Source organism: Vermiculatibacterium agrestimuris, from assembly GCF_943193085.1.
GTDB classification, from domain to species: Bacteria; Bacillota; Clostridia; order Oscillospirales; family Oscillospiraceae; genus Vermiculatibacterium; species Vermiculatibacterium agrestimuris.
Map to the genome: position 1 here is coordinate 163,491 of NZ_CALPCU010000001.1, position 23,623 is coordinate 187,113.

A 23,623-nucleotide genomic window follows, 5' to 3' on the forward strand; every position below is an offset into this window, starting at 1 on the left:
CTGATGGAAGGCGCCTCTTTTCCCTCAGAGCACATTTTGAAGGGTCAGCCGTTCCGCCTCGGAGAGAAGCTCCAGTCCCGCGATGAGCCGGGCGTTAGCGGCGGAGTATTCTCCAGACTCCTGACAGTGGAGAAACTCCCATACCTCCCGGAAGTCGGTGTAGATATTGTCGGTCACATCGTGGCGAAGCGTGATGTGGAGATAGCACTCCCGCTGTGCCCACTTGTCCTGGGCGGTTTGGGTGAGGGCTGCCGCCTTGTCCCAATCTCCGCTCTCTGCCTCTGTCTCCGCCGCCTCCAGCAGAGAGGACAGATCCTGGGTGAAATGACTCAGGTAAACGCTGTGATACAGTGTGGCGCATAGGACAGCCAGCAGAATGGCCAGTGCGATCCAGATCCGCTTCATCCTTTTTCCTCCTTGCGGGAAAAATAGACCCGCCCGCCTTCGTCTGCCGTCAGCAGGTAGACCTCCTCCGCTTTTTTGACGCCCTGGCAGTGGAGCTGCTTTTCCAGCCAGTTCAGGTCATAGCCTCTGGTCTTCAGGTTGTGCTCCAAAATACGTCCGTCATTGATGATGATAAGGGGCAGCCCGCCGTCCTCCGGGGAGAGGGCCATATCCTTGGCGGTGGGGGGCTTTTCCCCGGCGTAAGGGAGTATAGAGAGCTGGCCGTTGGTCTCCAAAATGGCGTACTTCACCGTGGAGATGTCGGTGATCCCTTTCATCCGCAGCTCTTCCATCAGCTCGTCTACCGTGAACCGGTTTTTGGCCATCTCCCGCTGGTGGAGCTTGCCGTTTTCCACGATGATGGAGGGCCGCCCGCACAGCAGGGCCCGGAAACGGATACTCTTCATGGACAGCATGGAGATGAGCATGGTCATGGAAAGCAGCGTGAGGATGGGGATGACGCCGGAAATGAGAGGGATCCCGAAGTCCTGCATGGGTACGGCGGCCAGATCGGCAATGAGGAGGGCGAGCACCAGTTCGGAGGGCTCCAGCTCGCCCACCTGGTGCTTGCCCATGAGCCGGATGCCCGCGATAATGAGCAGGTATAAGATGATAGTTCGGAAAAAGGCAATGACCATGCGGAAGCCTCCTCGCAGATATTCTCCTGTCCAGTATGGCCGTTTTTGGGGGCAATATGAGGGAAAAGTCCGGGGAAATTTCGTATTGCCATATGCCCACATTTGAGATAAAATAATACGGATCATAAAATGGACAGAAAAGGCAGGAGGCGGCTATGAGAGAGACCCTGTTGACATTATAAAGATTTAAGGAGGAAGGGAACCATGAGGAGAAGACTGCTGCCCTTTGATATTTGGCTCTGCCTGGCCCTGGCTTTTTTAGTATCTATGGGCACAGGAAAGGTGGCCGGGATCTTAGCGGAGAAGAACTATGCCGCCCAGGTGGAGGCACACAAGCCGGTGGACGGTGAGATCGGCGGTGCGGCGGGGGAGGAGGTCTTTCAGGCACAGAGCGTGCAAGACCTTCTGAGTCACGATACCTTTACCGTGATCTCTCCCGGTATTGAGTACCGCAACCGAGGCGCGGGCTATTACGGCGGGAAATATTTTCAGGCGCTGACCCTTCCCTCCGGGGAACTGGTGGCCGCCTGGATCAATGAGGAGAGCGTCCAGATGCTGGGCGGGGACGATTACTATACCACAGACAAGCGCCTGCCCCTTGGCCGGGTGGTCTATGAGGATCTGACCAGCAGTGAGACCTTCCTGGATCAGATCCAGCACAGCGAGCCCTTGAGCCGTACGGATTTTTACGTGGACATGGTGGGGGATACGGCGGTGCTCAACGAGGAACAAGCCACGGAGACGCCCGTACTTATGGTTCAGCTGGCCACCATAGTGGTCGTAATGCCTCTGCTCCACATGCTGGGCTCCAAACTGGGCATTTTCCCCGCCTATTTTGTCCGGAAAAAGAATAAAAAGTCCGATTGGGACTAATTTTATGAAAGAAGGAAAAGACATGGAAACCGTAGAAAAGATGCAAAAGATCAACCCCCTCTATTTGCTTTTGAACATTTTTGGCCCATTTGTGGTCATGGTGTTGGCCGTCGTGCTGGGGGTCATGCTGCCGGAGCAGGTGGGGCTTATCCTCAGTATCCTGGGCTTTGGCCTGGCAGTGGCCTGGTGGGGGTTCCTGGGGCGGAAATTTTATGATAAGACCAAGGGGCGCACTCTCGCGGGCCTGGAAGAGACCGGCTTTGTGCCCAACCACACCTTTAACGCCGATGGCTGCACCGTGGTGGTGGATCTGGTTCACGCCCAGGTGGCCCTTCTGTTTCGCTGGAATCCCACCAAGGCATATGTCCGGCCCGCCAGCGCGCTGAGCAACGTCTGTGTGGACGACGGCCGGGGCGGCGCGGGTTTCCTGGAGGGGAGCAGCCGGGTGAGTTTTCTCTTTACCGTGGACGGTATGAAGATCCGGGTGAATACCTTTACCTCCAATAAGCGCTGGCGGATGGACAGCGACTACATTCTCACCGGCATCTCGAAAGCCGACCTGATGGCGGAGACCCTGGTGACCGCGGGAGCCCAGGCGGCGAAGTAAGATGGCACTGTTTCGAAAGCTGCGGGAGAAGTTCCACGACGACTGGTGCAGTGAATGTACCACTGAGATGGAGATCATCCGAAAGCAGCTCTATGCCATGCCGGAGCAGCGGGTGGGCCACTTTGTACCTCACAGAGAGCCGGAATATTATATCAAGCACCTCATCCCTGTGGAGCGCAAGGCGGAGATCCCAACGGGCATGTATGCCTGCGGCATCATCGCTTACCGGTGTCCCCAGTGCGGCCACCGGGCGGTAAAGCTGTCTGCCTTTTTGCCTGTCCGGGACGAGGAGAAGGTAGAGCAGAACCTCTACTTTGAACATGGAGAGCTGGACGCGTTCCTGTGGTCGGCCGATCAGGCGGGGAGATCGCCTGTGGGAGGCGCCCCTGAGGAGTTGGGGGAAAAACGGGTCATCCAGCCCACATACTACGATTGAGAAGGAAAGATAAGGGAGGCCATGGGTATGGCGCGTCAAACAGTTATCGTATTAGACTTCGGCGGTCAGTATAATCAGCTCATTGCCCGCCGGGTGCGGGAATGTGGGGTCTATTGTGAAGTCAAGCCCTGCACTGTGTCCCTTGAGGAGCTCCGGGCCATGGAGCCCATCGGCATCATTTTCACAGGCGGGCCTGGAAGTGTATACGATCCCAAGGCGCCTCAGGCCGACCCCGGTCTGTTTCAAATGGGAGTGCCCATTCTGGGCATCTGCTATGGCTGCCAGCTCATCGCCCACAATCTGGGCGGCCGGGTCACTGCCGCCCAAGCGGACACCGCTCGGGAGTACGGCAAAACCGAGACCGTTTTCAACACCTCCTGCAAACTGTTCAAAGGTTTGCCGGAGAAGGGCGTCACCTGGATGAGCCACGGGGACTATATGGAGCGGGTACCGGAGGGATTTTCCCTCATGGCACATTCCGAGGCCTGCCCCAATGTGGCCATCTGCGATGAGACCCGGGGCTTTTATGGCGTCCAGTTCCATCCGGAGGTCAACCATACCGAAAACGGAACCGCCATGATCCGAAACTTCCTCTACGAGGTCTGCGGCGCCAAGGGAGATTGGACCATGGGGGACTATAAGCAGACCGCCATCCGCCTGGTGCGGGAGAAGGTGGGGCAGGGCAAGGTTCTCCTGGCCCTCTCCGGCGGAGTGGACTCCTCGGTGGCCGCCGCATTGGTGGCGGAGGCTGTGGGCAGTCAGCTCACCTGCGTATTTGTGGATCACGGCCTGATGCGCCTCCATGAGGGAGATGAGGTGGAGCAGGCGTTTTCCAAGTGGGACATCAATTTCGTGCGCGTCAATGCAGAAGAGACGTTTCTGGGAAAACTGGCCGGAGTTACCGAGCCGGAACAGAAGCGAAAGATCATCGGGGAGGAGTTCATCCGGGCCTTTGAGGCGCAGGCCAAGAAGATCGGCAGGGTGGACTATCTGGTACAGGGCACCATCTATCCCGATGTGATCGAGTCTGGCCTGGGGGACGCCGCCGTCATCAAATCCCACCACAATGTGGGCGGACTGCCTGACTATGTGGACTTTAAGGAGATCATCGAGCCTTTGCGGATGCTCTTTAAGGACGAGGTGCGCCAGCTGGGCCGGGAGCTGGGCTTGCCGGAGTATCTGGTATCCCGTCAGCCGTTTCCGGGGCCCGGCCTTGCCATTCGCATCATTGGCGAGGTCACCAAGGAGAAGGCGGATATTCTCCGTCAGGCCGACTTCATCTTCCGGGATGAGGTGGCAAAGGCGGGGCTTGAGGGGACGATGAGCCAGTATTTCGCCGTGCTGACCAACCTGCGCTCGGTAGGCGTTATGGGAGATGGGCGCAGCTACGACCAGGCCATCGCCCTGCGCAGTGTGACCACCAGCGATTTCATGACGGCGGACTGGACGCGGATCCCCTACGAGGTGCTGGACCGGGTCAGCGTCCGCATCGTCAATGAGGTGCCCCACATTAACCGGGTCTTGTACGATATCACGTCCAAGCCCCCGGCCACGGTGGAGTGGGAGTGAGTTTTTGAAACTCCGAACCCGTTGCGGCACAACGATTTTGCGGTTTTATATCTCTCTTTTGATAACGATTTGATAACGCTCCCCATAGGCCGTATCATTCTGTATCCCCAGTGGATTGCGGGTAAAGAATGTTCTTTTGCGGCTTATAAGTGAGGACAACCATATTAGAAAGCCCTTACCGATGGCAACGTCGGTAAGGGCTTTTGCTGTCTATTCATCAGTATCGGGGCTATCTTTGAGTGCATCCACCAGGAAATCACTCAATTCCTGTGAGGGAACTTTTGCCCACCGCAGGGTGGTGTCGTACTTGGGGTAGTTGTACCGCCAGCGGTCATAGTCCTCCCTGGTGATCTCCCCGGCCTCCAGCTTCTTGGCCTGCTCCGCCCAGGCGGACAGCATATCAAGCATATTGGCATAGGTCTTGCCTTTGGATTTGTCCAGACGCAGACAAACCTCGCCGTCAATCTCCCCAATAGTCAGCCCCCGAATATCCTCCAAAGCAAAGAGGGTGTGCATCAGGCCGATGTCGGTATCTATGTCAGGGACGGTCAGGGCATCAGGGGAAATATCAAAGAAGTCAGCCAGGGTCTTTGTCAGGTCGGCCTTGGGGGTGCGGCTCCCGGTTTCATACTGTGCCATACGCACATCGGCGGAGCGTTCCGGGAAACCCACCACCATGCCAAGATACTTCTGTGTGATGCCCTTCATGTTGCGGAAGAAACGAATACGTTCACCAATCGCCATAACTGCCAACTCCAATCTATGTAATGGGGACACTTGAAGTATAACAGATATGTTTAGACCAGTCAAGAGAAAAATAAATAAATTTGTTTATATTTTCTCGTTGGAAGGTCTTGACATAACGGAATAGAGTTAGTATAATAGGACTACGTTAAGCAAATAGCGTTAAATCAAAAGAAAGGAGGAATCCATATGGAGAACAGATTCATCCGGGCGGAAGAAGTTGCGGACGAGCTGGGTGTATCGAAGCCCTACGCCTATAAACTCATCCGGCAGCTCAACGAAGAATTGAAGGACAAGGGCTTCATCACCATCGCAGGGCGGGTCAACCGCCAGTATTTCAACGAACGGCTCTACGGGGCCAGAAAGGAAGGGAACTAAATGCCAGTCTTTAAGGACGAAGCAAGAGGAACATGGTACGTCATGGTGCGGTATCAGGACTGGACGGGGGAGCGCAAACAGAAGTGCAAGCGTGGCTTTGCCACCAAACGGGAGGCCCAGGAGTGGGAGCGCAGTTTCCAGATGCAGACCTCCGGCGACCTGGATATGACCTTTGAAGCCTTTACCGAGCTTTACACCAAGGATATGAAACCCCGGCTCAAGGAGAACACCTGGCTGACCAAGGAGAACATCATCCAGAAGAAAATTCTGCCCTACTTTGGCAAGCGGAAGATTAGCGAGATCACCACCAAGGACGTGATCGCATGGCAGAACGAGTTGCTGGCCTACCGGGACGAGAAGCGCAAGCCCTACTCGGCTACCTACCTCAAAACCCTGCACAACCAGCTTAGCGCCATCTTCAATCACGCTGTCCGCTTCTATGAGCTGCGCTCCAATCCCGCCGCCAAGGCTGGGAACATGGGGTCAGAGGAACGGAAGGAAATGCTGTTCTGGACGAAAGCGGAGTACCAGAAGTTTGCAGATGCCATGATGGACAAGCCCGTTTCCTACTACGCCTTTGAAATGCTCTACTGGTGTGGTATTCGGGAGGGGGAACTGCTGGCCCTGACCCCGGCAGACTTTGACTTTGAGGCCGGGACGGTGAAAATCAGCAAGTCCTATCAGCGGCTCCACGGCAAGGACGTCATTACCACGCCAAAGACGAAGAAAAGCAACCGCACCATTAAAATGCCCAACTTCCTCTGTGACGAGATGAAGGATTACCTGGGGATGCTCTACGGTATCAAGAAGAAGGAGCGCATTTTCACCATCACGAAAAGCTATCTCCACCATGAGATGGACAGAGGGGCGAAGTCGGCAGGGGTCAAGCGTATCAGAATCCACGACCTCCGGCATTCGCACATCTCACTTCTGATTGACATGGGCTTCTCCGCTGTGGCGATTGCTGACCGTGTGGGGCATGAGAGTATCGAGATCACCTATCGCTATGCCCACCTGTTTCCGTCCAAACAGACGGAAATGGCAGACAAATTGGACTTTGAAAGGATGGGAGCGTAATGTCAGCTAAGAATTTGGACACTCACAACCGCTGGAGGAACAAGACCGTGGCCTTCCGGGTATCCCCGGAGGAAAACAAGCAGATTGACGCCGCTGTGCGGCTCTCTGGCCTGACGAAGCAGGACTACATCACCCGGCGGCTCTTAGACCGGGCCGTGGTGGTGCAGGGCAATCCCAGGGTCTACAAGGCCCTGCGTGACCAACTCGCCGCCGTCCTGGGGGAACTGCGGCGCATTGAGGCCGGGGGCGACGTGGGGGATGAACTTCTCGCCACCATTGACCTTATCTCAGTGACGCTGGGCGGCATGAAGGAGGATTGATAGATTGATGGATTCCAGAGAAACGAAAAGGACTGTCCCGGTTCCGTCTGTTGGCGCAGACGGGGAACAGCCCAATTCTCAAACAACTACCCAAAGTATAGCAGAGGAAACGGCTGAAAACAACCCCCAAGAGAAAGATTTAGAGGAAATGCTCCGGGATATGCGGCGCATGAACGACCCAGCCTACCTCCACACAGTTTCCATGAACGACCTTTACCAGAACATCTACCAGAGCAGACCGCCCGTAATAGACGGTCTGCTCTACCCTGGGACGTACCTCTTTGCGGGAGCGCCCAAGGTGGGCAAGTCGTTCCTGATGGCCCAGCTTGCCTACCATGTCAGCATGGGCCTCCCCCTGTGGGGCTACCCTGTCCACAAGGGGACTGTCCTCTATCTGGCGTTGGAGGACGACCACCGCCGCTTGCAGGGGCGGCTATACCGAATGTTCGGCACAGAGGGCACCGACAATCTGCTCTTTGCGGTCTACGCCAAACAGCTTGGCGTTGGCCTGGAGGAACAGCTAAAGAAGTTCGTCCGGGAACACCCGAACACCAAGCTGATTATCATTGACACCCTCCAGAAAATCCGGGAGGCTGGTGGGGATAAGTACAGCTACGCCAACGATTACGAGGTGGTGGGTAAGCTGAAACGCCTTGCCGATGATTGCGGCGTCTGCCTCCTGCTGGTACACCACACTCGAAAGCAACAGGCAGATGACAAATTCGATATGATCTCCGGCACCAACGGTCTGCTGGGAGCGGCGGACGGGGCCTTTCTTCTTCAAAAGGAGAAGCGGACAGACGGCAGCGCCGTTCTGGACGTGGCCGGGCGTGACCAGCAAGACCAGCGATTCTATCTTACCAGGGACAAGGAACGGCTGATATGGACGCTGGAGCGTACGGAAACGGAGGCATGGACAGAGCCGCCCGACCCGGTGCTGGAGGCCATAGCCGCCCTTGTGACGGCGGAGAAGCCGACCTGGGGTGGTACGGCCACCGAGCTGGTAGCGGCGCTCCAGACCGACATGAAGCCCAACGCCCTGGCGATGCGGCTAAACGTCCGGGCCGGGAAGCTGCTGATAGACTACCACATCCGCTATGAGAACAGCAGGAGCCACGCCGGGAGAAGTATCAGCCTGACGCTGGAACCGTCCCAGGCGTGACGACCGTGACGGCTGTGACGGCTTTTTTGAGAGTGGCGGCGGTGTCTGAAACATCGTCACGGTCGTCACGGCTGTCACGGGGAGCAGCAAAGTTTAGGCGGGGTGCAGGGTGCCCTTTTCAAAGGGCGGCCCTGCTGGGGGAGGCAACCGCAGTTGCCGGGGGCAAAGCCCCCACACCCCCTCGGAGAGCCCACGACACTTTGCAGACCGAAGGGATGAAAGTGTCATAGTGGGTTATTACACTTCCTGCAGGAAGTGCCTCCCCCGAACCCCCGTCCTCTTTCAACAACCCAACATCTGAAACAGGAGGATTTTTGCCTATGGCGAGAGGCGACGGTATTGACCGTACCAACGCAAGAAATATGAGGCTGACCGAAACCAAGATCGGTAACACCCAGCAGCACAACGAGCGTGAGAAGGATTCCTATGTCAATCAGGACATTGTACTGGAGCGGACGCCGCTCAATGTCCATTTCAAAACCCCGTCTGCCGGGTATCGGGAGATGTTTGCTCAAATGGAGGCCGACGGCGTGATCTCCACCCGTGGCATCAAGGAGGATGCCTTTCGATACGGTGAGTTGGTCTTTGATGTAAACTCCGCTTACTTCTACAATCACGGCGGGTATGACTTCGCAAAACAATTTTACACCGAAGCCTATAAAGCCGCAATCAAAATCGTGGGCGGAGAGCAGTATATTTTGTCGGCGGTCATGCACGCTGACGAGCGCAACCGGGCCATGTCCGAGGCGCTGGGGGAGGACGTGTACCACTACCACCTCCATGTGGTTTATATCCCGGTAGTGGAGAAGGAGATACGCTGGACAAAGCGGTGCAAGGACAAGTCCCTGGTGGGCAAGGTCAAGGAAACGATCATGCAGGTGAGCATGAGCAAGAAGTGGGCGTCCAAGCCCATTCTGGACGAAACTACCGGGGAGCCGTTACGCACAGCTAAGGGCAAACCCGTTCTACGAAAGTCGTACAGTGTCCTGCAAGATGATTTCTTTGAGCATATGCGCTCCGCTGGCTATGACGATGTAGAGCGTGGGGAACGTGGTAGTTCCGAAGAACATTTGACTGTTACGCAGTTCAAGACGGAGCGTGAGCAGGAACGGCTTGCACAGCTTCAAGAGGTGTCGGCGCTGGCCCAGGTTGAGGCCGACAAAAAGAATAAGGAGGCAGCATCAGCTGAGAAGAAAGCGGCCCAGGCCAGGGCTAAGCTGGACGATGTAGCGCCCTTGCTCAAGGGCATGGAGAAACTGGCGGCGGACTTCTCCGACGACCCGGAGCGGACGCTGCCGGAGGCGGGGCCGCTGGAATCGGCCAAGTCCTACCGGGAGAAAAAGGCCAAGCCCCTTTGGGAGAAGATCGTCAAGGTGCTGCGCTCCGTCTACCGGGCCTACTTCGACCTCAAGAGCAAGTTTGAGCGGTTGCAGAGCGCCTATGATCGTGAGGTCAGTAAGAACGGCTCCCTGTCAGCCAGGATTTATGAGGTTTGTGCCGAGAGGGACGGCTTGAAAGGGCAAGTCAGGGACTATGAGCGGGTCAGACGGGCCATTGGCCCGGAACAGGCGGACAGGATACTGGAGGCAGCTTACCAGCAGGAACAGGTCGAAAAGGAGCAGAAATGGGGTGCAAGGTCAAAAATAAGGGTAGGCGCACGATAATCACAAAAAATGGAGGTAATTTCATGGAAAAGTACATCTTTGACGAGGGCAACGGTCTGTGGTATGAGTTGCAGAGGGACTAACAATATTCGGGCGTGTGCGGCGGAAATCGTGGACACAGAAATTATTTGCGCATGAGGCCCCAAATCGGAGGGTGTCCCGGTGAATGCCCTCCTGATTTATTTGGGACAGCGGGTAAAAACTTCTTGCATTTTAGAGTGTGCTATGCTATACTGCTGTCATCCTGATTTGAGGAGTCTATTCAACATGCGGCAAGGTATTCTTAAATAAAATTTGATAATGGGCACAAAAATAATTGCCCCTTGCAGGGGCTTGGTTTTTGTACCCAATTTAAGAATGCTTTTGCCTTTTTATCAAATATCGTGACGGATAACGGCTCATGTTAGCTGAATGCGTTTCTATGTATCCGAAGTCATGATCCCCAGCGGTAAAAGTATTTGCCGCTGGGGATTTTTGCGCCCTTTTGGGCCTTGTATGGAGGATAGACATGAACATTATCAATATCGGGATTCTTGCCCATGTAGATGCGGGCAAGACGACACTGACAGAAAGCCTGCTGTATGCCAGCGGAACCATTTCAGAGCCGGGGAGCGTCGAAAAAGGGACAACGAGAACGGACACTATGTTTTTGGAGCGGCAGCGTGGAATTACCATTCAAACGGCAGTCACTTCTTTCCAGTGGCACAGTTGTAAAGTCAATATTGTGGATACTCCCGGCCACATGGATTTCTTGGCAGAGGTATACCGCTCTCTGGCTGTTTTGGACGGGGCCATCTTGGTGCTCTCCGCTAAAGATGGCGTGCAGGCCCAGACCCGTGTTCTGTTCCATGCCCTACGGAAATTGAACATCCCCACCATTATCTTTATCAACAAGATCGACCAGGTTGGCATTGATTTGGAGAGCGTATATCAGTCTGTTCGGGATAAGCTCTCCGCTGATATTATCATCAAGCAGACAGTGTCGCTGTCCTCGAAAATAACTCTGACAGAAAACACTAGTGCAGAGGTGTGGGATTCGGTCATCGAAAATAACGATGAGTTATTGGCAAAGTATATCGCAGGAGAATCAATCAGTCAGAAAGAACTTGCGCAAGAAGAACAGCGGCGAGTTCAAGACGCCTCCCTGCTCCCGGTCTATCATGGTAGCGCCAAAAACGGCCTTGGCATTCAACAGTTGATGGATGCGGTGATAGGGCTGTTCCAATCGACCAAGGAACAGGGGAGCGCCGCCCTGTGCGGTAGAGTTTTTAAGGTGGAGTATACAGATTGCGGCCAGAGGCTTGTCTATCTGCGGCTATACAGCGGAACGCTGCGTCTGCGGGATACGGTGGCCCTAGCCGGGAGAGAAAAGCTGAAAATCACAGAGATGCGTATTCCATCCAAAGGGGAGATTGTTCGGACAGATACCGCCCATAAGGGCGAAATTGTCATCCTTCCCAGCGACAGCTTGAGATTAAACGATATATTGGGGGACAAAACCCAACTTCCTCGTGAAATGTGGAGTGATGTTCCCTTCCCTATGCTGCGGACGACGATTACGCCAAAAACGGCAGAGCAAAGAGACCGGTTGCTGGACGCTCTTACGCAAATTGCGGATACTGACCCGCTTTTGCACTACGAGGTGGATTCCACCACCCATGAGATCATTCTTTCTTTTTTGGGTCGGATGCAGTTGGAGGTTGTTTCCGCTTTGCTGACGGAAAAATACAAGATTGAAACAGCAGTGAAGGAACCCACCGTCATTTATTTAGAGCGGCCGCTCAAAGTGGCCAGTCACACCATCCATATCGAGGTGCCGCCTAACCCGTTTTGGGCATCTATCGGACTGTCTGTTACACCGCTCCCGCTTGGCTCCGGTGTAAAATACGAGAGCCGGGTTTCCCTGGGATACCTGAACCAGAGTTTTCAAAACGCTGTCATGGATGGTATCCGTTACGGTTTGGGGCAAGGCTTGTGTGGCTGGAACGTAACGGACTGTAAGATTTGCTTTGAATACGGACTTTACTATAGCCCGGTCAGTACGCCGGCGGACTTCCGCTCATTGGCCCCGATTGTATTGGAACAGGCATTGAAGAAATCTGGGACGCAGTTGCTGGAACCTTATCTCTCCTTCACCCTCTATGCGCCCCAGGAATACCTTTCCAGGGCTTATCATGATGCGCCGAAATACTGTGCCACCATCGAAACGGCCCAGATAAAAAAGGATGAAGTTGTCTTTACTGGCGAGATTCCCGCCCGTTGCATACAGGCATACCGTACTGATTTGGCCTTTTACACCAACGGGCGGAGTGTGTGCCTGACGGAACTGAAAGGGTATCAGGCCACTGTCGGCGAGCCAATCATCCAGCCCCGTCGTCCAAACAGCCGTTTGGATAAGGTGCGCCATATGTTCAGTAAGATTCCTTGATACGCCACAGCAAGGATGGTTATTGCATTTCCCTGCCTTTCGTGGTAAAATGTAGTTGTAAACCACCAGAGAAAACAACAACCCTGCTACCCCCCGTTATCACCACCGATAACAATTTGATAACAGCCCATCGTATAGGGCTGGATAATATGGACACATCAAATAATCAAAAAAATGAGGTATCAAATTTATGAAGCAAAATCCGTTAAATATGATGCCCAACAACGAGTGGGAGTGATTTCGGAGGACGGGGAAGCCTCGATATAGCAGGATTTTTCAAGACTTGCCCCCTTCTGTGGCAACGATTTGGCAACATTGGCTCTAATGAAAATGACAACTCGGGCTTTGAAGGGGCGATCTTAAAAATGAGGAGAGAATTTCGTATTCATTTTGACGATCGACAATTTGAGGAACTTCGCCGTCGAATTAGTTATACAAGACTGCCAAAATTGATGGAAAAAGAAGACTGGACGCTGGGAACAGACGATCAATATCTCTTTTCTCTGCTTTCTGACTTTGACCTTGTAGTGCCGTCACCCCCTGGTTTTGCATTTTCCACATTGCCGGCAAAAGGTTTCTTTAATAACGCAGAAGTTGCTGAATTGTGGCATAGGCTCATGACGGAAGTGTTGGGCTATCAAGAATATGTGGCATCCGGCGGCGACATGGGCCGGGGCGTGACCTGCTATCTCGCCGCGCGCTATCCGGACGAGGTCAGGGGCATCCACCTCACTGATGTAGGATTTGCGGGAGATCTTGTGGATGCACCAGATGAAACGCTCACGCCAACAGAACGGGATTCGTGGTACAACTACTACTGCAATTTGAAAACCAATAGTTTTCAAATTGCATAAATCAGTGGAGTGTCCAGACCATGTACCTTGCCAGATGATACAAAGATGGAACTTGCTACGAAAAAATCTTGACAACATCTCCAAAAACTCGTATACTCGGTATATCAGTTGAGGACGAAGGCGTTCCGACCCCATGGGCGGAGCGCCTTCTTCTGTATCACCCGGTATGAGAGTAGAATCCATTATCTTCAATATGGAAAGGGGAGCCTGACAATGGCTTATACCAAGGAAGACATCATCCGTATGGTGAAAGAGGAGGACATCGAGTTCATCCGCATGCAGTTCACCGACATTTTCGGTCAGCTTAAGAATGTTGCCATTACGGCCTCCCAGGTGGAGAAAGCTGTCAACAATGAGATCATGCTGGACGGCTCCTCTATTGAGGGCTTTGTGCGGATCAATGAGTCCGACCAGTATCTCTACCCCGACCTGGACTCCTTCACCATCTTTCCCTGGCGGCCTCAGCACGGCAAAGTGGCCCGGCTTATCTGCGATGTGTACAATCCTGACGGTACGCCCTTTGTGGGCGACCCCCGGGGCGTTCTGAAGAAGGTGCTGGAAAAGGCCAAAAAGATGGGCTATGATGTATTTAACGTGGGGCCCGAGGCGGAATTCTTCCTGTTCCAGACGGATGATGACGGCAAGCCCACTACCAAGACCAACGATGAGGCCGGCTACTTTGATCTGGGCCCCCTGGATCACGGCGAGGGCACCCGCCGGGAGATCTGCCTGGCACTGGAGCAGATGGGCTTTGAGATCGAGGCCAGCCACCATGAGGTGGCTCAGGGGCAGCATGAGATCGATTTTAAATATGCCGACGCCCTCCATACCGCCGACAATATCATGACCTTCAAGCTCACAGTGAAGACTTTGGCCCAGAAGAACGGGCTCCACGCCACTTTTATGCCCAAGCCCATCTTCGGCATCAATGGCTCCGGCATGCACACCAATATGTCCCTGTTCAAGGACGGCAAGAATGTCTTCGCCGACCCCAACGGGGAGAAGGGCCTTTCCAAGGAGTGTTACGCCTTTATCGCCGGCCTGCTGGCCCATGTGAAGGGCATGTCCGCAATCACGAACCCTCTGGTCAACTCCTATAAGCGGCTGGTGCCCGGCTATGAGGCTCCCTGCTATCTGGCCTGGTCTGCCTCCAACCGCTCCGCCCTTATTCGGATCCCCGCCAGCCGGGGCATGGGAACCCGTGTGGAGCTGCGCAGCCCCGATCCCTGCTGTAACCCCTATCTGGAGCTGGCTGTTCTGCTGGCCGCCGGTCTGGACGGCATCGAGAAGGGGATGACCCCGCCGCCCGAGATCACCGAGAACATCTTCCAGATGGACAACGAGACCCGGAAGCGCCATGGCATTGAGAGCCTGCCCGGCTCTTTGGAGGAGGCTATTGAGGCCATGCAGAACGACGCGCTGGTGATGGCTGTCTTGGGCGATCATGTGGCGGAGAACTACATTGAGGGCAAGATGAAGGAGTGGGACGAGTACCGTACCCGTGTCTCCTCTTGGGAGAGAGAGAAGTACATCGTTATCTATTGAGCCGCTCTGCCAGGTAAGCTCCTCATAGGGAAGGAGTGAATGGGAATGGAAAAGGTGATCCTGGCTTTCGAGGGGGAAAAAACTGCTGAGCGAGTTCGGGATATCCTGGAAGGCGCCGGTCTGGCAACCTGTTTGGTCTGTCACTCTGCCGCCGAAGTGAAGCGACTGATCCATAAACAGCATATCGGCATCGTTATCTGCGGCTATAAGCTGCGGGATGAGACCGCCGAAAACATGGCGGAGGATCTGCCCTTGACATGCTCTGTGCTGGTTCTGGCAGTCCAGAGTTATCTGGATCTCATGTGCGGCGACAACGTATTCAAGTTGGCAGCCCCGGTGGCCCGGAACGACCTGTTGTCCTCGGTGCGGATGCTTCTTCAGGTTTCCCATAAGATGGAACGCTTTGTGCGGCCCCAGCGCAGCGGCGAGGAGACGGCGCTGATCCAAGCGGCGAAAGCTGTGCTTATGGATCGTCACAGCATGACGGAGGAACAGGCCCACCGGTTCCTTCAGAAAAAGAGCATGGATTCCGGCGCCCGACTGACACAGACCGCCCAAATGGTTTTGGATGGCCTGTGGAACGATTGACATAGAAGGACAAAGGCGGTCTTTCAGCGTGAACGCCTCACGGCGGCAGTCAAGACGGCTTGACTGCCGCCGTTTATCAATAGAACAAAACTCAAAGGGGAGTTTTCTATGCATTTTATCAAGATGCAGGGCTTGGGCAACGACTATGTCTATCTGGACTGTACCAAGGCGGCCCCGGCAGACCTGCCGGCTCTGGCCAGGGCGGTGTCCGACCGGCACTTCGGCATCGGCAGCGACGGTCTCATCTGCGTTTTTCCATCGGAGAGAGCAGATTTCCAGATGAAGATGTTTAACGCCGACGGTTCCCAGGGAGAGATGTGCGGCAATGGCATCCGCTGTGTGGGCAAGCTGGTCTACGACAGGGGACTGACTGATAAGACCACCCTCACCATCGAGACTCTGGCGGGGATCAAGACGCTGGAGCTCCACACACAGGACAGACGGGTAACGGCGGTCACCGTGGATATGGGGATTCCGATCCCGGAGGAACCCCGTACCATAACCTGCCAGGGAATGGAGTATCGGGGCCGCCCTGTCTCTATGGGGAATCCTCATATTGTATTTCCTGTCGCGTCTGTAAAGGATTTTGACCTGCAGATCCATGCGCCTCTTTCGGTTCCCAATCCTGCCTTTCCCAATGGGGTCAATGTGGAGATCGTGGAGGTGCTGACGCCCGGCCATGTCCGCATGCGGGTATGGGAGCGGGGAAGTGGGGAAACCCTGGCCTGTGGAACCGGGGCCTGCGCCGTGGTCTGTGCCTGTGCCAGCCAGGGCCTAACCGGCAGGGAGGTCACCGTGACCCTGTTGGGCGGCGATCTTCACATCCGTTGGGATGAGACCGACGGACACATCTATATGACCGGCCCGGCTGTCACTGTCTTTGAGGGCGAGTGGCCGGAGGGCAAATTCCAAGGAGGGAATTGACATGGCGCATATCAATCAGAACTTTTTGAAGCTGCCGGGAGGCTATCTCTTTCCCGAGATCGGCCGCCGGGTGCGGGCCTTCTCGGCGGAAAACCCGCCCAAGCCCTTGATCCGCCTGGGCATTGGCGATGTGACACAGCCCCTGGCGCCCGCCGTTATTGAGGCGATGCACAAGGCCGTGGAGGAGATGGGGCACAAGGAGACCTTCCGGGGCTATTGTGAGGAGACCTGCTGCGCCTATGACTTCCTGCGCTTCGCCATCCGGGATTCTTATAAAGCTGCCGGTGTGGAGGTTGCCGACGATGAGATATTCGTTTCTGATGGGGCCAAGAGCGACTGTGGCAGCATTGGAGATATTTTTGGCTTGGACAACATTGTGGCGGTCTGTGACCCGGTCTATCCCGTCTATGTGGACACCAACGCCATGGCGGGTAGAGCGGGGGATTATGATGGGGAGAAGTGGACGGAGCTTGTGTACTTGCCCTGCACTGCGGAAAATGGATTTTTCCCGGCGCTTCCCACAGGGAAAGCCCCCGATCTCATCTATATCTGTTCGCCCAATAACCCCACCGGCGCCGCCGCCACCAAGGAGCAGCTGGAGCGGTGGGTGGACTACGCCAACGCCCATGGGAGCGTGATCCTGTACGATTCTGCTTACGAGGCATTTATTACGCAGCCGGGTATCCCCCACAGTATCTTTGAAATCGAGGGGGCCAAGACCTGTGCCATTGAGTTCCGCTCCTTCTCCAAGACCGCCGGCTTTACCGGTACCCGGTGCGCCTATACCGTCATCCCCAAGGCATTAGAGCGGGAAGGGGCAAGGCTCAACGCCCTTTGGAGCCGCCGCCAGGGCACCAAGTTCAACGGCGTATCCTACATTGTCCAGCGGGCCGCTGAGGCCACCTTTAGCACTGAGGGACAAAAGCAGATCAAGGAGACCATCGCTTTCTATCTCAATAACGCCAGGATCATTAAGGAAGGTCTTGCCGCCGCGGGTCTCACAGTCTATGGCGGCATTAACGCCCCCTATATCTGGGCCCAGACGCCAAAAGGGATCTCCTCCTGGGATTTCTTTGACGTCCTGCTGAAGCGGGCCTGTGTGGTCACCACCCCCGGTGCGGGCTTCGGGCCCAGCGGGGAGGGCTATATCCGCCTGACCGCCTTTGGAGACGCCGACGCTACCCAAGAGGCTGTGGCGCGCATTCGGGAGATCCTGTAAACGGAAAACGAGACGGAACGCGCAATGGGGTGCGGGCCGCTGTGCCGGAGCGTTTCTTTCCGCGCAGCGTGCCGCGCCCTTTTTTGATTTTTACCCGGAAAGGGGTCATACAAATGGAACCGACCAGAAGTGAGGGCTTTTCCCGCCGCGGTCTCTATGAGCCCGCCTTTGAGCACGATGCCTGCGGGATCGGCGCAGTGGTGGATATCCAGGGACGAACCTCCCACCAGACAGTAGACGACGCGCTGAAGATCGTGGAAAAGCTGGAACACCGGGCAGGGAAGGATGCCGAGGGCAAGACCGGCGACGGCGTGGGCATCCTTCTGCAAATTTCTCACCGCTTCTTCTGCAAGACTGCAAAGGAACTTGGCTTTACGCTCGGCGCCCCCCGGGACTACGGTGTCGGTATGTTCTTTTTCCCTCAGGAGACGCTCAAACGTTCCCGGGCCAAGAAGATGTTTGAGATCGTCCTGGAAAAAGAGGGGATGGAGCTGCTGGGCTGGCGGACGGTGCCTGTCAGACCTGAGATCCTGGGGCGCAAGGCACTGGATAAGATGCCGTATATTGAGCAGTGCTTTATTAAGCGGCCGGAGGACGTTGCGCGGGGATTGGATTTCGACCGGCGGCTCTATGTGGCCCGCCGGGCCTTTGAGCAGTCCGGCGGCGACACCTATGTGGTCTCTCTGTCCAGCCGCACCATTGTTTACAAAGGCATGTTCCTGGTTGGACAGCTCCGGGACTTTTATCCCGACCTGCAAAGCGAAGATTATGAAAGCGCCATCGCCCTTGTCCACTCCCGCTTCTCCACCAATACCAACCCCTCCTGGGAGCGGGCCCACCCCAACCGCCTCATCCTTCACAATGGCGAGATCAACACCATCCGGGGCAATATCGACCGCATGCTGGCCCGGGAGGAGACCATGTCCTCGCCCCTGCTGGAGAAGGATCTGGACAAGGTGTTTCCGGTGGTGAATGGAGAGGGTTCCGATTCCGCAATGCTGGACAATACCCTGGAATTTTTGATGATGAGCGGCATGCCCTTGCCTCTGGCCGTGATGGCCGCCATCCCGGAGCCCTGGCAGGGAGACAAAACCATGTCCCAGTCTAAGCGGGATCTCTATCAATATTACGCCATCCTGATGGAGCCCTGGGACGGCCCTGCCGCTATCCTTTTCTCTGACGGCGATTGCGTGGGCGCGGTACTGGATCGCAATGGCCTGCGCCCGTCCCGGTACTATATTACCGCCGACGGACGGCTCATTCTCTCCTCTGAGGTGGGGGTACTGGACATTCCGGCGGAGCAGATCGTAAAGAAATCCCGCCTGGAGCCAGGCAAGATGCTCCTGGTGGACTTGCGGCAAAAGCGGATCATTGAGGACGAGGAGCTCAAGGAGAGCTGTGCCAGACGCCAGCCCTACGGGGAGTGGTTAGACGGAAACCTCATCCACCTCAGCGACCTGCCGATCCCCAACCGGAAGGTGGAGACCGTGGGCGCGGAGGAGCGCGTCCGGCTCCAGAAGGCCTTCGGATACACCTGGGAGGATGTGAAGGATACCATCCTCCCCATGGCCCGCACCGGCGCGGAGCCGACGGCCGCTATGGGTATCGACATCCCACTGGCGGTGCTGGATGACAGGGATCAGCCCCTATTCAATTATTTTAAGCAGCTTTTCGCCCAGGTGACCAACCCGCCCATCGACGCTCTGCGGGAAGAGGTGGTCACCGATACCACCGTTTACATCGGCGACGATGGGAACCTTTTGGAGGAGAAGCCCTCCAATTGCAGAGTGCTCCAGGTGCGCAATCCCATTCTGACCTCTACCGACCTGATGAAGATCAAGGCCATGGAGCGGCCCGGCTTCCATGTGGAGACGGTCTCCATTCTCTTTTACAAGAACACCCCCCTCCAAAGGGCGCTGGATCGCCTCTTTGTGGCGGTGGACCGGGCATACCGCAACGGAGCCAATGTCATCATTCTCTCCGACCGGGGCGTGGATGAAAACCACCTGGCCATTCCTTCTCTGCTGGCGGTTTCCGCCATTGAGCAGTATTTGGTGCGCACCAGGAAGCGCACGGCGGTTTCTATTGTCCTGGAATCTGCTGAGCCCCGGGACGTCCACCATTTTGCCACCCTTTTGGGATACGGCGCGCGGGCGATCAACCCCTACCTGGCCCAGGAGACCATTGCGGCCCTCATTGAGGAGGGGCTGCTGGACAAGGACTGCCACACCGCCATCGACGATTACAATTCCGCCATTCTCCACGGCATCGTAAAGATCGCTTCCAAAATGGGCATCTCTACCATCCAGTCCTATCAGTCGGCCCAGATATTTGAGGCCGTGGGTATCAGCAAGACGGTCATCGACGCCTATTTTACGAATACGGTGAGCCGGGTGGGAGGCATTGGCCTGGAGGAGATCGAGGCGCTGGTGGAGCGCAACCACGCCAAGGCTTTTGATCCGCTGGGATTGGGAGATGCACCCACGCTGGACTCCGCCGGAGCCCACAAGGCCCGCTCCGGAATGGAGGATCACCTTTATTCCCCCCAGACCATCCACCTGCTCCAGGAGGCCACCCGCCGGGGGGATTACGACCTGTTCAAGCAGTATACCGCCCTGGTGGACGACGAGACCCGGCCCCACACCCTTCGGGGGCTCATGGAGCTGTGCTACGCCGAAGCCCCCATCCCCATAGAAGAGGTGGAGAGCGTGGAGTCCATTGTCAAACGTTTCAAGACCGGAGCGATGAGCTATGGCTCCATCTCCCAGGAGGCCCATGAGTGCCTGGCACAGGCCATGAACCGGCTGGGCGGCAAATCCAACTCCGGTGAGGGCGGGGAAGTGCCTGAACGGCTCGGAACGGAGAAGAACTCTGCCATTAAACAGGTGGCGTCCGGACGCTTTGGCGTGACCAGTGAGTATCTGGTCTCTGCCCAGGAGCTCCAGATCAAACTGGCCCAAGGGGCCAAGCCGGGGGAGGGAGGACACCTTCCGGCCGGAAAGGTCTATCCGTGGATCGCCAAGACCCGCCACTCCACCCCCGGCGTGACCCTCATTTCCCCGCCGCCCCACCACGATATTTACTCCATCGAGGATCTGGCCCAGCTGATCTACGATCTGAAAAACGCCAACCGCCAGGCCCGCATCTCGGTAAAACTGGTCTCGGAGGCCGGGGTGGGCACCATCGCCGCCGGCGTAGCCAAGGCGGGGGCGCAGGTGGTGCTGATATCCGGCTATGACGGCGGCACCGGAGCCGCTCCCCGCACCTCGATCCACAACGCGGGCCTTCCCTGGGAGTTGGGGCTGGCCGAGACCCACCAGACCCTCATCGCAAATGGACTTCGTTCCCGGGTGGTGGTGGAGACCGACGGCAAGCTCATGTCCGGCCGTGACGTGGCTATCGCCTGCATGCTGGGCGCGGAGGAGTTCGGCTTCGCCACCGCGCCCCTGGTCACCATGGGCTGCGTGATGATGCGGGTGTGCAATCTGGATACCTGCCCCGTGGGTGTGGCCACCCAGAACCCGGAGCTGCGCAAGCGGTTCCGTGGCAGACCGGAATATGTGGTGAACTTTATGCGCTTTATTGCCCAGGAGCTGCGGGAGCACATGGCAAAGCTGGGCGTTCGCACGGTGGATGAGCTGGTGGGGCGGACGGATCTGCTCCGCCGTCGGGCGGGCGTCAGCGGCCGGGCCGCCGCAGTGGATCTTTCCGCCATATTGGATCCCTCCTGTGTGGGCCGGCCCAAAACCCATTTTGATCCCGCCGATATCTATGATTTCCACTTGGAGGATACCGTAGATCTGAAGCTGCTGGAAGAGAAACTGAGAAAAGCGCTGGAGACGGGGGAGAAGGGGGAGCTTTCCCTCTCCGTGTCAAGTACAGACCGGACACTGGGAACCATCTTGGGCAGCGACATCACCCGAAGGTTTGGTCAAAGCTTGCCCGAGGATACCTTCACCGTCCACTGTACCGGCGGCGGCGGTCAGTCCTTTGGGTCATTCCTTCCCAAGGGCCTGACCCTGGAGCTGGAGGGCGACTCCAACGATTACTTCGGTAAGGGGCTCTCCGGCGGAAAACTCATTGTGTTCCCGCCGAAAAAGTCCCCCTTCCGGGCCTGCGACAATATTATCATCGGCAATGTGGCCCTCTATGGCGCCACCTCCGGTACCGCCTTTATCGCCGGACAGGCGGGAGAGCGGTTCTGCGTCCGAAATTCCGGAGCTACAGCTGTTGCGGAGGGGGTGGGCGACCACGGCTGTGAGTACATGACCGGCGGCCGTGTGGTGATTTTGGGCCCCACCGGAAAAAACTTCGCCGCCGGCATGTCCGGGGGAGTGGCCTACGTTCTGGATGAGAAGCGGGATCTCTACCTGCGGCTCAACAAGGAGCTGGTAGGGATGGAGCTGGTGACGGAAAAGCACGATGTGGCTGAACTGCGCACCCTTATTGAGCGCCATACAGAGGCTACAGGTTCTCTCCGCGGCCGGGAGATCCTGGCTGACTTTGACCATTATCTGCCCCTTTTCAAGAAGATCATGCCCCATGACTATGACCGGATGCTCCAGGCCATCGGCCGCATGGAGGAGAAGGGGATGAGCCGGGAACAGGCGGAGATCGAGGCATTCTACGCCAATGCCAAGGGAGGTGTACGGTAATGGGTAAGCCCACAGGATTTCTGGAATTTGACCGCAAAAATGACCCGGCGGAAGCGCCCCTGGAGCGGATCCGGCACTATAGGGAATTTCATCCACGCCTGCCCCGAGAGGAGCGGCAAAGGCAGGGCGGCCGCTGCATGGAGTGTGGCGTACCCTTTTGCCAGTCCGGAGCGGTGCTTGGAGGGATGGCCTCCGGCTGCCCCCTCCACAACCTGATCCCAGAGTGGAATGACCTTGTATATACGGGAAATTTTCGCCATGCGCTGGAGCGGCTCCTGAAAACCAACAGCTTCCCTGAGTTTACCGGACGGGTCTGCCCTGCGTTGTGCGAGGCGTCCTGCACCTGCGGCCTTCACGGGGATGCAGTTACCGTAAAAGCCAACGAGCTGGGCATCATTGAGGAGGCATGGGCCGGCGGATGGATCGTTCCACGGCCGCCCAAGACCCGGACGGGAAAGCGGGTGGCTATCGTGGGCTCCGGCCCCTCCGGCCTGGCTGCGGCCCAGCAGCTCAACAGCCGGGGCCACCTGGTCACCGTCTACGAGCGCGCCGACCGGGCCGGTGGTCTGCTGATGTACGGTATCCCCAATATGAAGCTGGAAAAAGAGATCGTTTTGCGCCGGCTCCGGCTCATGGAGGCGGAGGGGGTGCGGTTCTGTACCGGCGTCGACGTGGGACACGACGTGATGGCGGAGGAGCTGCGGCGGGATTATGACGCGGTGCTTTTGTGCTGCGGTGCGGCCCAGCCCCGAGATCTGCAAGTGGAGAACAGGGGCGTAAAGGGAGTGCACTTTGCGGTTGATTTTCTCACACAGACAACCAAAAGTCTGCTGGATTCCGGTCTGAAGGATGGAAAATTTATCTCCGCCAAGGATAAGCGGGTCGTCATCGTGGGAGGCGGCGATACGGGCAATGACTGTGTGGGCACCTGTATCCGTCACGGATGCAAGAGCGTGATCCAGCTGGAGATGATGCCAAAGGCGCCGGAGGGCAGGGGAGAGGGCAACCCCTGGCCGGAGTGGCCCCGGATCTGTAAGACCGATTACGGGCAGGAGGAGGCAATTGCCAAATTCGGCGCGGATCCCCGTGTGTATCAGACCACGGTGACTGCGTTGCTTTCCGATGAGAAAAACAGGCTCAGGGGGGTCAAAACAGTGAGGCTGGGCGGGGATCTGAAGTCCCTTCCAGGAACGGAGGAGGAGTTGCCCTGTGACCTGTTGCTCATCGCGGCGGGCTTCCTGGGACCCCAGGCCTATGTGCCGCGAGCCTTTGGCGTAGAGACGGGGGCGCGTTCGAATGTGAAGACTGTCCCTGAGAGTTACGCCACCAATGTGGAGAATATCTTTGCCGCCGGCGATATGCGCCGGGGCCAGTCCCTGGTGGTTTGGGCGATCCGGGAGGGCCGCGGTGCCGCTCGTGAGATCGACCAATCCCTTATGGGGTACACCAATCTGTAACAAAAAGCCCCACCCTGTTTTAAAACAGGGTGGGGCTTTTG

General features: G+C 56.6%; 20 protein-coding genes. 17 read left to right on the forward strand and 3 right to left on the reverse strand.

Annotation, left to right across the window (positions count from 1 at the left end; translation table 11 throughout):
* Nucleotides 1-24: 24 nt before the first annotated feature.
* Together NFR87_RS00825 and NFR87_RS00830 are read right to left on the reverse strand one after the other, a co-directional pair.
* Nucleotides 25-405, reverse strand: coding sequence for a DUF4363 family protein (locus NFR87_RS00825; protein WP_251444951.1), 381 nt, complete (start codon nt 403-405; stop codon nt 25-27).
* Nucleotides 402-1,082, reverse strand: coding sequence for a YetF domain-containing protein (locus NFR87_RS00830; RefSeq protein ID WP_251444954.1), 681 nt, complete (start codon nt 1,080-1,082; stop codon nt 402-404). The genes NFR87_RS00825 and NFR87_RS00830 overlap by 4 nt, the downstream gene beginning before the upstream one ends.
* A gap of 204 nt (nt 1,083-1,286) precedes the next feature.
* On the opposite strand from NFR87_RS00830, the gene NFR87_RS00835 reads away from it, so the two are divergent.
* From NFR87_RS00835 to guaA, 4 genes are read left to right on the forward strand one after another with little or no spacing between them, the layout of a single operon-like run.
* The gene (locus NFR87_RS00835) at nt 1,287-1,955 is read left to right on the forward strand and encodes a hypothetical protein (RefSeq protein WP_251444957.1); all 669 of its coding nucleotides are present in this window, start codon (nt 1,287-1,289) and stop codon (nt 1,953-1,955) included.
* 22 nt (nt 1,956-1,977) lie between these two features.
* Entirely contained in the window at nt 1,978-2,562 is a 585-nt protein-coding gene (locus NFR87_RS00840; RefSeq protein ID WP_251444960.1) for a hypothetical protein, read from the forward strand.
* A gap of 1 nt (nt 2,563) precedes the next feature.
* Nucleotides 2,564-2,998, forward strand: a complete 435-nt coding sequence (locus NFR87_RS00845) for a hypothetical protein (protein ID WP_251444963.1) — start codon at nt 2,564-2,566, stop codon at nt 2,996-2,998.
* Nucleotides 2,999-3,025: 27 nt separating this feature from the next.
* Complete coding sequence (gene guaA, locus NFR87_RS00850) at nt 3,026-4,567, forward strand: glutamine-hydrolyzing GMP synthase (protein ID WP_251444965.1); 1,542 nt, start codon at nt 3,026-3,028, stop codon at nt 4,565-4,567.
* Nucleotides 4,568-4,777: 210 nt separating this feature from the next.
* On the opposite strand, the gene NFR87_RS00855 is transcribed toward guaA, so the two are convergent.
* Nucleotides 4,778-5,311 carry a helix-turn-helix domain-containing protein gene (locus tag NFR87_RS00855; RefSeq protein ID WP_019541686.1) on the reverse strand — a complete coding sequence of 178 codons (534 nt, stop codon included), beginning with the start codon at nt 5,309-5,311 and terminating at the stop codon, nt 4,778-4,780.
* Between the two features lie 189 nt (nt 5,312-5,500).
* Here NFR87_RS00855 and NFR87_RS00860 point away from each other — a divergent pair, with 189 nt between their 5' ends.
* The 13 genes from NFR87_RS00860 (at nt 5,501) to NFR87_RS00920 (ending at nt 23,582) form a co-directional block, all read left to right on the forward strand.
* Nucleotides 5,501-5,689 carry a helix-turn-helix transcriptional regulator gene (locus tag NFR87_RS00860; RefSeq protein WP_016412724.1) on the forward strand — a complete coding sequence of 63 codons (189 nt, stop codon included), beginning with the start codon at nt 5,501-5,503 and terminating at the stop codon, nt 5,687-5,689.
* A complete protein-coding gene (locus NFR87_RS00865) occupies nt 5,690-6,766 on the forward strand; it encodes a site-specific integrase (RefSeq protein ID WP_019541685.1) in 1,077 nt (358 codons plus the stop codon).
* A complete protein-coding gene (locus tag NFR87_RS00870) occupies nt 6,766-7,086 on the forward strand; it encodes a plasmid mobilization protein (RefSeq protein ID WP_019541684.1) in 321 nt (106 codons plus the stop codon). The genes NFR87_RS00865 and NFR87_RS00870 overlap by 1 nt, the downstream gene beginning before the upstream one ends.
* A gap of 7 nt (nt 7,087-7,093) precedes the next feature.
* A complete protein-coding gene (locus NFR87_RS00875; protein WP_031583915.1) occupies nt 7,094-8,248 on the forward strand; it encodes a helicase RepA family protein in 1,155 nt (384 codons plus the stop codon).
* A gap of 320 nt (nt 8,249-8,568) precedes the next feature.
* Entirely contained in the window at nt 8,569-9,912 is a 1,344-nt protein-coding gene (locus NFR87_RS00880; RefSeq protein ID WP_036376036.1) for a plasmid recombination protein, read from the forward strand.
* A 508-nt stretch (nt 9,913-10,420) separates the two neighbouring features.
* Entirely contained in the window at nt 10,421-12,340 is a 1,920-nt protein-coding gene (locus NFR87_RS00885) for a tetracycline resistance ribosomal protection protein Tet(W) (RefSeq protein WP_011526261.1), read from the forward strand.
* Nucleotides 12,341-12,705: 365 nt separating this feature from the next.
* The gene (locus NFR87_RS00890) at nt 12,706-13,194 is read left to right on the forward strand and encodes an alpha/beta fold hydrolase (RefSeq protein ID WP_251444968.1); all 489 of its coding nucleotides are present in this window, start codon (nt 12,706-12,708) and stop codon (nt 13,192-13,194) included.
* 213 nt (nt 13,195-13,407) lie between these two features.
* Nucleotides 13,408-14,739, forward strand: a complete 1,332-nt coding sequence (gene glnA, locus NFR87_RS00895) for a type I glutamate--ammonia ligase (protein WP_251444971.1) — start codon at nt 13,408-13,410, stop codon at nt 14,737-14,739.
* A gap of 45 nt (nt 14,740-14,784) precedes the next feature.
* A complete protein-coding gene (locus NFR87_RS00900; protein WP_251444974.1) occupies nt 14,785-15,327 on the forward strand; it encodes an ANTAR domain-containing response regulator in 543 nt (180 codons plus the stop codon).
* A 108-nt stretch (nt 15,328-15,435) separates the two neighbouring features.
* On the forward strand, nt 15,436-16,251 hold the full coding sequence (gene dapF, locus NFR87_RS00905; RefSeq protein WP_251444977.1) for a diaminopimelate epimerase: 816 nt from the start codon (nt 15,436-15,438) through the stop codon (nt 16,249-16,251).
* A gap of 1 nt (nt 16,252) precedes the next feature.
* On the forward strand, nt 16,253-17,470 hold the full coding sequence (locus NFR87_RS00910) for an LL-diaminopimelate aminotransferase (RefSeq protein WP_251444980.1): 1,218 nt from the start codon (nt 16,253-16,255) through the stop codon (nt 17,468-17,470).
* Between the two features lie 113 nt (nt 17,471-17,583).
* On the forward strand, nt 17,584-22,125 hold the full coding sequence (gene gltB / locus NFR87_RS00915) for a glutamate synthase large subunit (RefSeq protein ID WP_251444983.1): 4,542 nt from the start codon (nt 17,584-17,586) through the stop codon (nt 22,123-22,125).
* Entirely contained in the window at nt 22,125-23,582 is a 1,458-nt protein-coding gene (locus NFR87_RS00920; RefSeq protein WP_251444986.1) for a glutamate synthase subunit beta, read from the forward strand. The genes gltB and NFR87_RS00920 overlap by 1 nt, the downstream gene beginning before the upstream one ends.
* The last annotated feature ends 41 nt before the right edge of the window (nt 23,583-23,623 follow it).

Excerpts from the sequence above, each read along its gene's own strand:
- NFR87_RS00865 (WP_019541685.1), top strand. The coding sequence starts at position 5,690 with ATGCCAGTCTTTAAGGACGAAGCAAGAGGAACATGGTACGTCATGGTG.
- NFR87_RS00830 (WP_251444954.1), bottom strand. The coding sequence starts at position 1,082 with ATGGTCATTGCCTTTTTCCGAACTATCATCTTATACCTGCTCATTATC.
- glnA (WP_251444971.1), top strand. The coding sequence starts at position 13,408 with ATGGCTTATACCAAGGAAGACATCATCCGTATGGTGAAAGAGGAGGAC.
- NFR87_RS00845 (WP_251444963.1), top strand. The coding sequence starts at position 2,564 with ATGGCACTGTTTCGAAAGCTGCGGGAGAAGTTCCACGACGACTGGTGC.
- NFR87_RS00860 (WP_016412724.1), top strand. The coding sequence starts at position 5,501 with ATGGAGAACAGATTCATCCGGGCGGAAGAAGTTGCGGACGAGCTGGGT.
- NFR87_RS00890 (WP_251444968.1), top strand. The coding sequence starts at position 12,706 with ATGAGGAGAGAATTTCGTATTCATTTTGACGATCGACAATTTGAGGAA.
- NFR87_RS00885 (WP_011526261.1), top strand. The coding sequence starts at position 10,421 with ATGAACATTATCAATATCGGGATTCTTGCCCATGTAGATGCGGGCAAG.
- NFR87_RS00855 (WP_019541686.1), bottom strand. The coding sequence starts at position 5,311 with ATGGCGATTGGTGAACGTATTCGTTTCTTCCGCAACATGAAGGGCATC.
- NFR87_RS00835 (WP_251444957.1), top strand. The coding sequence starts at position 1,287 with ATGAGGAGAAGACTGCTGCCCTTTGATATTTGGCTCTGCCTGGCCCTG.
- guaA (WP_251444965.1), top strand. The coding sequence starts at position 3,026 with ATGGCGCGTCAAACAGTTATCGTATTAGACTTCGGCGGTCAGTATAAT.
- NFR87_RS00875 (WP_031583915.1), top strand. The coding sequence starts at position 7,094 with ATGGATTCCAGAGAAACGAAAAGGACTGTCCCGGTTCCGTCTGTTGGC.
- gltB (WP_251444983.1), top strand. The coding sequence starts at position 17,584 with ATGGAACCGACCAGAAGTGAGGGCTTTTCCCGCCGCGGTCTCTATGAG.
- NFR87_RS00880 (WP_036376036.1), top strand. The coding sequence starts at position 8,569 with ATGGCGAGAGGCGACGGTATTGACCGTACCAACGCAAGAAATATGAGG.
- NFR87_RS00910 (WP_251444980.1), top strand. The coding sequence starts at position 16,253 with ATGGCGCATATCAATCAGAACTTTTTGAAGCTGCCGGGAGGCTATCTC.
- NFR87_RS00920 (WP_251444986.1), top strand. The coding sequence starts at position 22,125 with ATGGGTAAGCCCACAGGATTTCTGGAATTTGACCGCAAAAATGACCCG.
- dapF (WP_251444977.1), top strand. The coding sequence starts at position 15,436 with ATGCATTTTATCAAGATGCAGGGCTTGGGCAACGACTATGTCTATCTG.
- NFR87_RS00870 (WP_019541684.1), top strand. The coding sequence starts at position 6,766 with ATGTCAGCTAAGAATTTGGACACTCACAACCGCTGGAGGAACAAGACC.
- NFR87_RS00825 (WP_251444951.1), bottom strand. The coding sequence starts at position 405 with ATGAAGCGGATCTGGATCGCACTGGCCATTCTGCTGGCTGTCCTATGC.
- NFR87_RS00840 (WP_251444960.1), top strand. The coding sequence starts at position 1,978 with ATGGAAACCGTAGAAAAGATGCAAAAGATCAACCCCCTCTATTTGCTT.
- NFR87_RS00900 (WP_251444974.1), top strand. The coding sequence starts at position 14,785 with ATGGAAAAGGTGATCCTGGCTTTCGAGGGGGAAAAAACTGCTGAGCGA.